Genomic DNA, 13,319 nt, shown 5'->3' with positions numbered 1-13,319 from the left:
CTGGCTGGCCCCCGGGTTCCTTCTAGCGGCCCCGCCCGAAGACGGGCTTTCGCGGCATGGTTAACTCGGTGTTCGGCACTGGATTGCCGCGCCGCGGCAAAGCTGCGCCGGTTGCGGTTCCTTTGCGGCTTTGCTAGCACCTTGGTTGCATCGGTGGGCTACCCACGCGCCTGACAAGCGCGGGCCCTGCGATGCCGCGGCGCCGCTCGGGCGCCGTCAGCCAGGTTGACGCTCGCATGATGCCATTCCCGCCCCCGCCATACCGACCGGCCTTTGCCGGCGGATGCGCGACGCGGGTCGAGGGGCCGCGGTGTTTTCGCGCCCTTCGCGCCGTACGAGCAGACGCATCTTCCATAACCAACCGCGGTCCGGGGCACTGCCCTGACGCGACCAATCGCCGCGCGCGCCCGCCTATGGCCAGGGCGCGCGCGTGGAGACCAACACATGACCATGCGTATGCTGATCGATGCGCGCCACCGGGAAGAGACCCGGGTAGCCGTCGTCAAGGGTAACCGGATCGAGGAATTCGACTTCGAATCCGCCGAGCGCAAGCAGCTCAAGGGAAATATCTACCTCGCCAAGGTGACGCGCGTTGAGCCGTCGCTGCAGGCGGCGTTCGTCGATTACGGCGGCAACCGGCATGGCTTCCTCGCTTTTTCCGAAATTCATCCCGATTATTACCAGATCCCCAAGGAGGATCGCGAAGCGCTGTTGCGCGAAGAGGCCGAGCACGCCGCCGAAGAGGCAGCGCTGCGCGCCGAGCATGACGACGATGATGATGACGACAGCGTCGAGATGGACAGCGACTCGGGCGACGAGGACGGGCGCTCCGACGATCTGAACGCCGCCGACCATGACGAGGACGGCGACGGCGACGAGCAGGGCGAAGGCGGCGAGGAAGCTCGCGGCACGTCCAAGCGCCCGCGCGGCAACAATGACGACCAGGTGGAGGCCCTGCGCCAGCGCCGCATGAACCTGCGCCGCCGGTACAAGATCCAGGACGTGATCCGCCGCCGCCAGGTGCTGCTGGTTCAGGTCGTCAAGGAAGAGCGCGGTAATAAGGGCGCGGCGCTGACCACCTATCTGAGCCTCGCCGGCCGTTATTGCGTGTTGATGCCCAACACGTCGCATGGCGGCGGGATCAGCCGCAAGATCAGCTCGGCCGCGGACCGCAAGCGGTTGAAGACCATCATGGCAGAGATGCAGCTGCCCTCCTCGATGGGCTGCATCGTCCGCACCGCCGGGCTTCAGCGCACCAAGACCGAGATCAAGCGGGACTTCGACTATCTTGCGCGACTGTGGGACGAGATCCGCGACAAGACGCTGAGTTCGGCCGCCCCGGCGCTAGTCTATGGCGACAGCGACCTGATCAAGCGCGCGATCCGCGACATCTATAATCGCGACATCGACGAGGTGATCGTCGAGGGCGAGGAAGGCTATCGCCACGCAAAGGACTTCATGCGGCTGCTGATGCCCAGCCACGCAAAGAAGGTCCTGCACTATTCCGACCCGATCCCGCTGTTCCAGCGGTCCCATGTCGAGGACCAGCTGGCCGCGATGTACAATCCGGTCGTGCAGCTGAAATCGGGCGGTTACCTGGTCATCAACCCGACCGAGGCGCTGGTGTCGATCGACATCAACTCCGGCCGGTCGACCCGCGAACACAATATCGAACAGACCGCCACCGCGACCAACCTGGAAGCCGCGCATGAAATCGCGCGCCAGCTGCGCCTGCGCGACATGGCAGGCCTGGTCGTCATCGACTTCATCGACATGGACAACGGGTCCAACGTCCGGAAGGTCGAGAAGGCAATGAAGGAGGCGTTGAAGAACGATCGCGCCCGCATCCAGGTCGGCCGCATCTCGTCCTTCGGCCTGATGGAAATGAGCCGGCAGCGCCTGCGCACGGGCGTGCTGGAAGCTTCCACGCGCCAGTGCCCGCATTGCGAGGGCACCGGCCTGGTCCGCACCGCGTCATCGGCGGGCCTGTCCGCGCTTCGCCTGATCGAGGATGAGGCCGCACGCGGTCGCGGATCGTGCCTGACCCTGCGCGCCAGCCAGGAAGCTGCCTTCTACGTCCTCAACCGCAAGCGCGCGGATATCGCCGAGATCGAGGATCGCTACGGCGTCATCGTCGAGGTTCTGCCGGGCGGCGAGCAGGAAGGCGCGCGGATGACGGTGGAGGCTTCCGGGCCGCCGCCCGCCCACGCCCCCCGCTTCGACGCGCCGATCATCGAAGAGCCCGAGGACGACATCGAGGACGAGATCGACGAGATCGAGGAAGAAGAGGAAGTCGTCGCCGAGCCGCGTCGCGCCGACCGCGGCGAAGGCCGGAGCGAGGGCGACCGGGAAGGCGAAGGGAACGGCCGCAAGCGCCGTCGCCGTCGTCGCGGCCGTGGCAATCGGCCCAACGAGAACGGCGAAACCTCAACCGAGGAGTTCGCTGGCGAGGGGCCGACCGCGGACGGCGAAGAGCCGCAGGACGGAAGCGAGGACGAGGCCGTCGTCGCTGATGACGCAGGCGACGCGCAGGTCACCGCCGAAGTCGGCGAAGCGGAAAGCGCCGGCGAGAGCCGTCGTCGTCGCAACCGCCGCGGTCGTCGCGGTGGTCGTCGTGGCCAGCAGGGCGCCGAGGGCGGCGCTGAGCTAGAAGGCAACGACGCACCTGAAGCCGACGCTGACGAGCCGGTGCTGGTGGAAGCGGCCGATGCTGCCCCTGCCAATCCGCTCGGTTCCGAGCCCGTGCCGCTCGACAGCGAGCCGGCAGGAGCGCAGGCGGTGGCACCGGAGGTGACGGACACGCCCGAGGAGGCCCCTGCCCCGCGTCGCCGTTCGCGCGCGCGTCGCGCTGCGCCGGTCGAGGCGGAAGCAGCCGAGCCTGCTCAGGCTGAAGCGCCCGACGCGCAGGCCGAGCTGCCCGTCGCGGAGGAGGCTGCTCCTCCCGCCAAGCCGCGCCGCACCCGTCGCAAGGCAACGCCAACGGCAACCGAGCCGGTAGCGGCAACGGAGGCCGAGGCTGCGACTGCCGAGGCGGACGCTGCTCCGGCGGAGCCCGCGCCCAAGCCGCGCCGCACGCGTCGCAAGGCAACACCGGCTGCGACCGAGGCGACTGTTGCAGAGCCGGTGACTGCCGAGCCGGAACTGCCGATCGCCGCCGAAGCGCCCACCGCTCCCGCTGAGGCCGGCGGTTCGGACGAGGCAGCGACCGAAGCGTCGCTGACGGTAACGCAGGACGGTGCCGCTCCTGCGGGAGCCGCCAATGATGCGGAAGCTGGCAGCAACAACCCGGATGAGCCGTCCGCTCCGCCGCGTCGGGGCTGGTGGCAGCGCACCTTCGGCGCATGATGGAGACGCGCCCTGCCGCCCACACGGGCCGGCGGGGCGCGCCGCCACGCGTGGCTTCAGCCAAGGTTAAGTCCTGGCGGGCGAATCTCGTGGTTCATGTTGGCGTGCAATCCAGACCCTTTCCTGCTCCACCGCCCTGGGATCTGCTGACATGGCAGCCTTGATCGAGCTTGCGCCCAACCGGCTGATCCGTCGCTTGTTCGGGGAGCGTCGCCCCGCTGCCGGGCAATCTGGCGGGTCGCTTACACTTCGGCGTGTGGTCGGGGCGATCTCGGTGGCCTTGCTGCTCGCGGCGCAGCCTGCGGCCGCACAGTCCATCCTGCGCGACGCCGAAACCGAAACGATGTTCGCCGACATGTCCGCCGGCCTGATCAAGGCCGCTGGACTGTCGCCCAAGAACGTCAAGGTCGTGCTGATCAACGATGACTCGATCAACGCCTTCGTTGCGGGCGGGCAGACCGTGTATGTCCATACCGGGCTGATCGAGGCCGCCGACAACGCCAACCAAGTGCAGGGCGTGATCGCGCACGAACTGGGCCACATCGCCGATGGCCACGTGCTGACGGGCGCGCAGGCCGCCAAGCCCGCCATGGGCATGTACCTGTTGTCCATGGTTCTGGGGCTGGCAGCCATGGCGGCGGGCAGCGGTGAAGCCGGCGCGGGCATCATGGCCGCGGGCCAGCAGGCCGCGATGGGCAAATACCTCGCCTTTAGCCGTGTCCAGGAGTCCACCGCCGACGCGAGCGGGGCCAAGTACCTCAACACCGCCGGCGTGTCGGGCAAGGGGATGCTCACCTTCTTCAAGAAGCTGCAGCAGCAGGAATATCGCTACGGCGTCGAGAACATCGACCCGTTCATGCAATCACACCCCCTGTCGGGCGAGCGCATCCAGACGCTTACCGCCGACCTTCAGGCCTCGCCTTCGTTCAATGCCAAGCCCGACGCTGCGCTGGAGGAACGGTTCAAGCGCGTGAAGGCCAAGCTGATCGGTTATGTCGCCACGCCTGCCAAGACGCTGGGGGCCTATCCCGAGGGCGACAATTCGATCTACGCCCATTACGCGCGCGCCTATGCCTATCATAAGGCCGGCTATCCCGACAAAGCCGACGCGGAAGCTGCCGCCCTGGTCAAGGCGCAGCCGAACGACCCGTATTTCCAGGAGATACAGGGGCAGATCCTGCTGGAAGCGGGCCATCCCGACCAGGCGCTGGTGCCGCTTCGCGCCGCCACCGCCGGCACCAACAACAATCCCTTGATCGCCACCACGTTCGGTCACGCGCTGATCGCGACGGAGGACAAGGCGAATTACGAGGAAGCCAAGCGCGTGCTGCGTACCGCGATCGTTCGGGACGATGAGAACCCGTTTGCCTGGTATCAGCTCGGTACCGTGTACGAACGGACCGGCGACACCGCACGCGCGGCGCTGGCCACGGCCGAGCGCGCCAGCATGACCGGCGACAACCGCACCGCCGCCCAGAGCGCGCGCGCCGCCATGGTCGGCATCCCCGCGAACACGCCCGACTGGTTGCGGGCGCAGGACATTGCCATGGCCTCCCAGAACGCGATCGACGACGATCCCAAGTCGAAGCGCCGCCGCAAGTGAAGCGCCTGACCCTGTTGCTGACCGCCCTTGTTGGCGGACTGATCGGCGCGGTCGCGATGTGGGCGCTGGGCCCCGCCTCGACGCGGGGTGACGAAGCACTGGTCCGCCGCACCCTGATGGCGCACCCCGAAATCATCACCGAAGCGATGCAGAAGCTGCAGGATCGCGAAACCGGGCGACAGGTCGCGGCCTTAGGCAGGACGCTGACCCAGCCGGTCGGCAACGCCTTTGCTGGTAATGCCAAGGGCGATGTCAGCGTGGTCGAGTTCTTTGACTACAATTGCGGCTATTGTCGTGCCAGCTTGCCGATCGTCGCGGCGCTGGTGAAGGCGGATCCGAATGTGCGCATCGTGTATCGCGAGATGCCGATCCTGGCCGAAACGAGCCGTGCCGCCGCGCGCGCCAGCCTGGCCGCGGCGCGCCAGGGCCGCTGGCCGGCGTTCCACGATGCTCTTTATACCGGCGGTCGCGTCACGAACGAGACAATCGCTGCCGCTGCCAAGGGCGCGGGCGTCGACCTGACAGCTGCAAACAGCTCCGAAAATGAAGCGGAGATCGACAACAACCTGCGCACCGCGGCGGGATTAGGCGTAACCGGCACGCCAAGCTGGGTGATCGGCGACCGCGTGCTGACCGGAACCCTGCCGCTCGAGGAATTGCAGAGGGCCGTGACCGCGGCCCGCGCCCGCTAACGCCGGATCATTCCCGCCACCAGCGGTCGCACGATCAGGCCATTCAGGTCCAATGCGACGTGGAGCACCGTCGCGATCCATAGCTGGCCCGTCAGCAGATAGGTCGCGCTCAGTAGCAGCGCGATGACGGCTGTGGCCGTTATGCCAAGGACGCCCTGGTAGCGGTGCGCCCAACCGAACAGCAGCGCGCTGCCGACAAACGCCCAGATCGCGCCGATACCAAGCAACGACAGCACAAGCGGCAGGGCCAGGCGGAAATACAGCTCCTCCCCGACGCCCGCCACCACTGACACGAGAGCGCCCCAGCCCAGATCGCTCACCCGGCGCGGCACCATGCCGCTGACGTCGCCCAGCGTCATCGGCTCGCGCCGACGCACGCGTGCAATCAGCCCGGCGACCACCCCGCCACCGATCATCGCCAGGACGAGGAACGACACGGGCAGCGCGACCGGGAACGGGATGCCCGTCCAGACAGCCGCGAAGACGGCCGCAGGCGCGAACTCGCCCGGCATCCTGACGGCCGCTTCCGGCCGCCCGGCAAGCAACAGGGCAGCAGCCGCGGTCAGGCCGAAAAAGACCAGGATGCGGCCAGCGACCCGCGCCAGGGGGTGCGGTCCCCATCTCCACCGCCGCCGCATGGCCCATGGCAGGGCCAGCAACAACGCCGCCAGGATGACGGCAAGTGACGGCATCAACGATCCAGGCGGTGTTCGCCCTTCACCCAACGGACGGTGCCGGACGACGCACGCATGACCACGCTTTCGGTGGTCATGCGGCCGCCACGGCGCTTCACCCCCGCCAGCAGCGACCCATTGGTGACGCCCGTCGCGGCGAAGATGACATCGCCACGCGCCAGCTCGCACAGGTCATATTGGCGGTCGAGGTCGGTGACCCCCCACTTGGCTGCACGGGCGCGCTCATCGTCGTTGCGGAACAGCAGCCGGCCCTTGAACTGGCCGCCGACACAACGAAGCGCCGCGCAGGCCAGCACACCTTCGGGGGCGCCCCCGGACCCCATGTACATGTCGATAGTGGTGTCGGGATCGGTGGTCGCGATCACGCCCGCGACGTCACCATCGCCGATCAGCATCACGCCACAGCCCAGCGCCCGCAATTCGGCGATCATCTCCTGATGGCGGGGACGGTCGAGCACGCAGACGATGATGTCGCCCGGCGCCACGCCCTTCGCCTCGGCAACTGCACGGACATTCTCGGTGGGTGAGCGATCGAGATCGATGATCCCCTCCGGATAACCCGGCCCGACCGCGATCTTCTGCATGTACACGTCGGGCGCGTTGAGCAGCCCGCCGCCTTCCGCGATCGCCAGCACCGCAAGGCTGTTCGGCCCGGCCTTGGCGCAGATGGTGGTTCCTTCCAGCGGGTCGAGCGCAATGTCGATGGCGGGGCCGGTCCCGGTGCCGACCTTCTCGCCAATGAACAACATGGGCGCCTCGTCGCGTTCGCCCTCACCGATCACCACCGTGCCGTCCATGTCGAGTTCGTTAAGCGCGGCGCGCATGGCCTCCACGGCGGCAGCGTCGGCCGCCTCTTCATCCCCGCGCCCGACCAACGTCGACGCGGCGATGGCGGCGGCTTCGGTGACCCTCACCATTTCGAGCACGAGCACTCGGTCGAGCACCTTGCTGGCGGCCGTCATATCGCTCCCCTTCCCGTTGTTTGATGTTGGCAAAGCCTATGGCCGTCCGGTTCCTACTTGGCCAGCGGTTGCGTCGCGCCGCCGGGTAAGGCAGCGAGCGGGCGTGAAAACCCCAGTAGAAACCGCCGCTGACCATTCCCTGGTTGACCTGCTCCGCCACCTGGCGGCGCAAGGCTACCATTTCGTGACCCCGACGCCCGCGACTCATGCGCGTGTCGTTGCCCGGCCCGACCGGTCGCTCGGGACCTGCGTGGAGGATGTGTTGGGCTGGAGCCTGCCGTTCCAGGATGGCGCGATCGGCGGCGACATCGTCGACCTGCTGCGTGCGGCAGGCGTGCTGGTGCGCGAGGGTGACCGGTGGCGCAGCACGGTGCGCGTATCGTCGCTGCATCGCGACCTGTTCGTTCATTCGGCCTATCCGACCCTGGCGGAAAATTCGGTCTTTTTCGGCCCCGACAGCTATCGCTTCGCCGACCTGATCGCCGCCGAGCTCGACCGCGTGCCGCTGCGGGACGGCGGGCGCATCCTCGACATTGGCGGCGGTTCTGGAGTCGGCGCGATTGTAGCTGCGCATCGCTGCGGGGCGTGCGAAGTGTTCCTGACCGATATCAATGCAGCGGCGCTGCGCCTGGCAGCGGTCAACGCGGCCGCTGCCGGGGTGGATATCACCATGACGGAAGGGTCGGGCCTGGGCGACGTGCCGGGCCTGTTCGACCTTGTCACCATCAACCCCCCCTACATCATCGATGAAGCGGGACGTGCCTATCGCGATGGCGGCGGGATGCATGGCGGGCAGTTGTCGCTCGACCTCGCGAGCGAAGCGGCAGGGCGGCTCGCGCCCGGCGGCCGCGTGCTGCTTTATACTGGCAGTGCGATCATCGGCGGACGTGATCCGCTGTGCGAGGCGCTACGCGAGAAGGCGGAGGCGCTGGGCCTCCACCTTTCCTATCGTGAGATCGACCCGGACGTGTTCGGCGAGGAGCTGGAAGAGCCAGCCTATGCAAATGTTGACCGGATCGCGCTGGTCGCCGCCATCCTCAGTCGCGCAGAAGCTCGTTGATGCTGGTCTTGGAGCGGGTGCGCTCGTCGACCCGCTTCACGATCACTGCGCAATAGAGTGACGGCTTGCCGTTCTCGCCGCCAGTCGAGCCGGGCACCACCACGGCATAGGGGGGCACTTCGCCCCGAAACACCTCGCCCGTGTCGCGGTCGATGATCTTGGTCGAGGCCCCAAGATACACGCCCATGGACAGCACCGCACCCTCACCCACGCGGACGCCCTCGGCCACTTCCGCGCGTGCACCGATGAACGCGCCATCGCCGATGATCACCGGGTCCGCCTGTAGCGGCTCCAGCACGCCACCAATGCCCGCGCCGCCCGACAGGTGCACGTTGCGACCGATCTGCGCGCAGGACCCCACGGTCGCCCAGGTGTCCACCATCGTGCCCTCGCCCACATAGGCGCCGATGTTGACGAAGCTTGGCATCAGGATCGCGCCCTTGCCGACAAAGGCGCCGCGCCGCACCACCGACCCCGGCACCGCACGAAAACCTGCGTCGCGGAACGCTGCCTCGTCCCAGCCCGAGAACTTGGAGGGCACCTTGTCGAACCAATGGCCCGCGCCCGGCCCGCCGTCGATCAGCTGGTTGTCATTCAGGCGAAAGGACAGCAGAACCGCCTTCTTGAGCCATTGGTTGACCCGCCAACCGCCATTGCCGTCCGGCTCGGCGACGCGCGCCTCACCCCGGTCGAGCAACGCCAGCGCTCGCTCCACCGCGTCCCGCGCCTCGCCCGTCGTTTCGAAGCCGAGCGCGGCGCGATCCTCCCAGGCCTGGTCGATCGTTGCTGCAAGGTCGGTCATTCTGCCTCCAGGACATGGTGAAGCCACGCGGACAGGTCCGCCGTGGTGAAATCGATGAAGCTGCGGTCGACCTCGGGGGCCTGTTCGGACCCGTTGTCGACCCAGACGGTGGTCATGCCGATTGCCTTGGCGGGGGCAAGATTGCGCGCCATGTCCTCAACGAACAGGCTCTGGGCGGGGTCGATGTCCCACGCCTCGCACAGCTCTTGATAGGCGCTTGCGGCGGGCTTGGGGACCAGGTTCATCGCGTGCAGGTCGTGCACCGCTTCGAAGCTGCCGCCCAGCCCTAGCCGGTCTAGCACCTTCAACGCATAGGGTTTGTCGCCGTTGGTGAAGACCAGCTTCCTGCCCGGCAACCGCGCGATGGCGGCGGCAAGCGGCGCGTCCTCCTCCAGCACGTCCATCTCGATATCGTGGACATAGGCCAGGAACTCATGCGGATCGACATGGTGGTTGGCCATCAGCCCGGCCAGCGTGGTGCCATGGCCGAGGAAGTAGGCCTTCTGCACCTGGAACGCTTCCGCATCGTCGACGCCGAGCAGGTCGGCAACGAAGCGGGTCATGCGCTTGTCGATCCGGGCGAACAGGTTGCTACGCGCGGGATACAGCGTGTTGTCGAGGTCGAAGATCCAGTTGCGAACATGGGAAAGGCGCGCGAGCATCGCGGCGATCCTGTAGGCAGGGCGGGCCGGACGGGCAAGCGACCCGGGAAGTGACAGTGTTAAGTTCCCGTCCAACAATATCGTGCCATAGGGGCGGCATGGGCGAGGCGGGCAGAAACAGCATCAAGCAATGGTGCGGATCAACGGCGCTGGGGTGCCTGTTGCTCGCCGGTTGCGGCGGGGGCGGCGGCGTGAACAGCACGCCGACGCCGCCGACCGGCACCGTCCCGCCCCCCACGCCAACGCCGGTGCCGACGCCAACGCCGGCTCCGACCCCCGCGCCCACGCCCACGCCCACGCCCACCCCCACGCCCACCCCGGCCGCCAACTACGACACTGCCGAATACCGCGCGACGGTGGGCGCGGTGTCGATGGACGCGCTTGCCGCGTACCAGCGCGGGGCCACGGGCGCCGGAGTAACGGTCGGCGTGATCGATTCGGGCATCGACGTGGAGAGCCCCGAGTTCACCGGGCGGATCGCGGCGCAGTCCGCGAACGTCGCCGGCGGCACGACCGTGGACGACGAGAACGGCCACGGCACAGCGGTGGCCTTCACCTTGGCTGGCCGCCGCAACGATGGCGGCACGCATGGCGTCGCCTTTGATGCCACCCTGGTGGTCGCGCGCAGCGACACGCCCGGCAGTTGCGCCGCCCCGGCCACGGGCGGTGAGAGTGCCTGCTCGTTCAATGACGACAATATCGCCAGGGGCGTGGACCTGGCCCGCACCGCCGGCGCGCGGGTCATCAATATCTCCCTGGGCGGGGAGGATGCCGCCCCGTCCACGCTTCTCGCTGCGATCAGCCGCGCTACCGCAGCGGGCGTTGTGGTCGTGATCTCGGCCGGTAACGAGGGGAAGGCGAACCCCTCCGCATCTGCCGCTTTCGCCAACAACGACGCGGTGTCGCGCGGACTGGTCGTGATCGCCGGGTCCGTCGGCGCGGGCGACGCCATTTCCTCCTTCAGCAATCGCGCGGGCGACAGCGCAGCGCATTACCTGACTGCGGTGGGGGAGAGGGTGCGAGCGCCCGACGCAGCGAGCACCGCCTTTCTCTGGTCGGGCACCTCCGTCTCGGCGCCGCAGATCGCGGGTGCGGCGGCGCTGCTGGCCCAGGCCTTCCCGAACCTGTCAGGTGCGCAGATCGTCGACATCCTGTTCCGCTCCGCCCGCGATGCGGGCACGGCCGGGGTCGATGCGACCTTTGGCCGCGGCGTGCTCGACCTGACGCGAGCGTTCCAGCCGATCGGCACGACCACGGTCGCCGGGTCTGGAGCGGGGGCATCGCTGACCGGCAACGGCGTGCTGTCATCGGCGATGGGCGACGCGCGCATGGGCTCGCTCGGCGCGGTGATCCTCGACGGCTATGACCGGGCATTCGCGATCGATCTGGCCAACACCATCGCGCGCTACCGCCCGACGCCGATGCTTGCCCCGGCGCTGGAAGTCGGTGGACGGGCCGTGTCGCTGGCCGCCGGTGGCATGAGCGCCGCGATGACCCTGGCCCCGACAGCCCGAGGCGGCGTGTCGCTCGGCAGCGCGCAGCTTTCCCCTGCCGACGCCCGCTCGGCGCGGGTGCTTGCCGCAAGCTTGACGCAGGCGCTTGGCAGCCGCGCCCGGTTCGGCTTTGCGGTTCGCAGCGGCGCGGACGGGCTTGCCGTTCAGCTGGCCGGGCAGCGTCGCCCCGCCTTTCTCGTCGCGCGCGATGACGGCCTGGGCTTCGATGCAGTCCCCCGCACCGCGACGGCCATGCGCGCCGAGGTCGGGCGGATCGGCATCACGACGTCGGTCGAGAATGGCGACGCGCTTGCCCGCCGCGACCCGTTGATCGCTGGCCTCAATGGCTGGAACCGGGCGGGCTACACCCGCGCCGGGGTCGCGCTGGACGGTCAGGCCGGCTCGCTGTGGTGGTCGATCGGCACCGCTCGGCTGTCGGAACGCGCCACGGTGCTCGGCGCTCAGTTCGACCCGTCGCTGGGCGGATTGTCCGCAATCAGCTGGTTCGCCGACGCGCGCGCGCGGCTGGACCTGCCCGCCGGCTGGTCACTGGGCGGCTCGCTCCGCAGTGGCTGGACGCAGATCGCCGGCTCCCTGTCCGCGGCGGGCCGGCTTCGCACCGCGGCGTTCGCGGCGAACATTGGCAAGGACGGCGTGTTCGGCGGGGACAGCATCGAGCTCAGGGTCGCGCAACCGCTGCGCGTCGCAACCGGCGCCGCCGACCTGACGCTGCCAACCGGCTGGGATTACCGCACGCGTCAGGTGACCGGCTGGACCACTCAGCGGATCGATTTGGCACCGAACGGTCGCGAACTGGATGCGGAGATGCGCTACGGCCGCCCGCTTGCGGGTGGCTGGGTGGAGGGCAACCTGTACTGGCGGCGCGATCCCGGCAACATCGCAGCGGTCCCGGACGACCAGGGACTGGCCGTGCGCTACTCGCGCCCCTTCTGATTGCACGCTTCCTGATTGCACCGGCCGTGCCCGCTCCCCACTTCCACGGGCATGACACGCTTTTCCCTGCTCGACCTGGTGCCCGTGACCGAGGGCGGCACCGTTGCCGGTGCGCTTGCCAATGCCGCCGACCTTGCCGCCCATGCGGAGGCGCTTGGCTATAACCGCTACTGGGTGGCCGAGCACCACGGCATGGCCGGCATCGCCAGTGCCGCCACCGCCGTGGTGATCGCGCATGTCGCGGCCGCGACGCGTACCATTCGCGTCGGCGCGGGCGGCATCATGCTGCCCAATCACGCGCCCCTGGTCATTGCCGAGCAATTTGGCACGCTAGAAGCCCTGTTTCCCGGCCGCATCGACTTGGGCTTTGGGCGCGCGCCAGGGTCGGACCAGAAGGTCGCGCGCGCGATGCGCCGGACGCTGGAGACCGATCCCAATGCCTTCCCGCAGGACGTGCTGGAGGTGATGAGCTACTTCGCCAATGACGGTCGCACCGGTATCCAGGCAACGCCGGGTGCAGGCGCGAACGTGCCGATCTGGATTCTCGGTTCCAGCATGTTCGGCGCGCAGCTCGCGGCGATGCTGGGCCTGCCCTATGCCTTTGCCTCGCACTTCGCGCCGGACGCGCTCGACCAGGCGCTGGCGCTCTATCGCAGGGACTTCCGCCCCTCGGCGCAGCTCGACAAGCCTTATGCCATGGCTGGCTTCAACGTGTTCGCGGCCGACACCGACGAGGAAGCGCAACTGCTCGCCTCATCCCAGCAGCAGGCGTTTGTGGCGCTGCGTACCGGCAACCCGCGCCAGCTGCCCCCGCCCGTGCCGGGCTATCGCGACAGCCTGCCGCCGAGCCACGCGCAAATCCTGGATCATGTCCTGTCCTGCTCGGCGACCGGCAGCCCGTCGACGGTCGCGCGCGGCCTGTCCGACTTCGTCCGTCGCACGGGTGTGGACGAGGTGATGGTCACCAGCGCGATCTACGATCATCAGGCGCGCAAGCGTTCGATCGCGATCGCGGCAGAGGCGATGGCGGAGCTGAAGCTCGCCGCCTGAC

Annotated in this window: 10 protein-coding genes; 6 read left to right on the top strand and 4 right to left on the bottom strand. The window is 68.4% G+C overall.

Annotated elements, in window-relative coordinates; all coding sequences use genetic code 11:
- Window positions 1–444: 444 nt before the first annotated feature.
- From FHS94_RS05130 to FHS94_RS05120, 3 genes are all read left to right on the top strand, one after another.
- Window positions 445–3,345: an Rne/Rng family ribonuclease gene (locus tag FHS94_RS05130; RefSeq protein ID WP_425506159.1), complete on the top strand. Its 2,901-nt coding sequence runs from the start codon at window positions 445–447 to the stop codon at window positions 3,343–3,345.
- 151 nt (window positions 3,346–3,496) lie between these two features.
- Window positions 3,497–4,948, top strand: coding sequence for a M48 family metalloprotease (locus FHS94_RS05125; RefSeq protein WP_184055381.1), 1,452 nt, complete (start codon window positions 3,497–3,499; stop codon window positions 4,946–4,948).
- Window positions 4,945–5,640 carry a DsbA family protein gene (locus FHS94_RS05120; protein WP_343055174.1) on the top strand — a complete coding sequence of 232 codons (696 nt, stop codon included), beginning with the start codon at window positions 4,945–4,947 and terminating at the stop codon, window positions 5,638–5,640. The genes FHS94_RS05125 and FHS94_RS05120 overlap by 4 nt, the downstream gene beginning before the upstream one ends.
- Here FHS94_RS05120 and FHS94_RS05115 read toward each other — a convergent pair.
- Together FHS94_RS05115 and glpX are read right to left on the bottom strand one after the other, a co-directional pair.
- Window positions 5,637–6,332: a CPBP family intramembrane glutamic endopeptidase gene (locus FHS94_RS05115; protein ID WP_184055379.1), complete on the bottom strand. Its 696-nt coding sequence runs from the start codon at window positions 6,330–6,332 to the stop codon at window positions 5,637–5,639. The genes FHS94_RS05120 and FHS94_RS05115 overlap by 4 nt on opposite strands.
- Window positions 6,332–7,297 (bottom strand): class II fructose-bisphosphatase, encoded by a 966-nt coding sequence (glpX, locus tag FHS94_RS05110; RefSeq protein ID WP_184055377.1) that lies wholly within the window; start codon window positions 7,295–7,297, stop codon window positions 6,332–6,334. The genes FHS94_RS05115 and glpX overlap by 1 nt, the downstream gene beginning before the upstream one ends.
- Before the next feature lie 103 nt (window positions 7,298–7,400).
- Between glpX and FHS94_RS05105 the strand changes: the two genes are divergently transcribed.
- On the top strand, window positions 7,401–8,357 hold the full coding sequence (locus tag FHS94_RS05105) for a methyltransferase (protein ID WP_343055173.1): 957 nt from the start codon (window positions 7,401–7,403) through the stop codon (window positions 8,355–8,357).
- Here the strand turns inward: FHS94_RS05105 and dapD are convergent.
- Together dapD and FHS94_RS05095 are read right to left on the bottom strand one after the other, a co-directional pair.
- Window positions 8,335–9,159, bottom strand: a complete 825-nt coding sequence (gene dapD, locus FHS94_RS05100) for a 2,3,4,5-tetrahydropyridine-2,6-dicarboxylate N-succinyltransferase (RefSeq protein ID WP_184055373.1) — start codon at window positions 9,157–9,159, stop codon at window positions 8,335–8,337. The genes FHS94_RS05105 and dapD overlap by 23 nt on opposite strands.
- The gene (locus tag FHS94_RS05095; protein WP_184055371.1) at window positions 9,156–9,821 is read right to left on the bottom strand and encodes a pyrimidine 5'-nucleotidase; all 666 of its coding nucleotides are present in this window, start codon (window positions 9,819–9,821) and stop codon (window positions 9,156–9,158) included. The genes dapD and FHS94_RS05095 overlap by 4 nt, the downstream gene beginning before the upstream one ends.
- 98 nt (window positions 9,822–9,919) lie before the next feature.
- Here FHS94_RS05095 and FHS94_RS05090 point away from each other — a divergent pair, with 98 nt between their 5' ends.
- Entirely contained in the window at window positions 9,920–12,268 is a 2,349-nt protein-coding gene (locus FHS94_RS05090) for a S8 family peptidase (protein ID WP_184055369.1), read from the top strand.
- Window positions 12,269–12,319: 51 nt separating this feature from the next.
- A complete protein-coding gene (locus FHS94_RS05085; protein WP_184055367.1) occupies window positions 12,320–13,318 on the top strand; it encodes an LLM class flavin-dependent oxidoreductase in 999 nt (332 codons plus the stop codon).
- Window position 13,319: the final 1 nt, after the last annotated feature.

Origin of the sequence: Sphingomonas aerophila (assembly GCF_014199305.1) — a bacterium.
Taxonomy (GTDB): Bacteria; Pseudomonadota; Alphaproteobacteria; order Sphingomonadales; family Sphingomonadaceae; genus Sphingomonas; species Sphingomonas aerophila.
The sequence above is the reverse complement of the archived record's forward strand: the minus strand, read 5'-3'. Positions and strand labels throughout refer to the sequence as shown.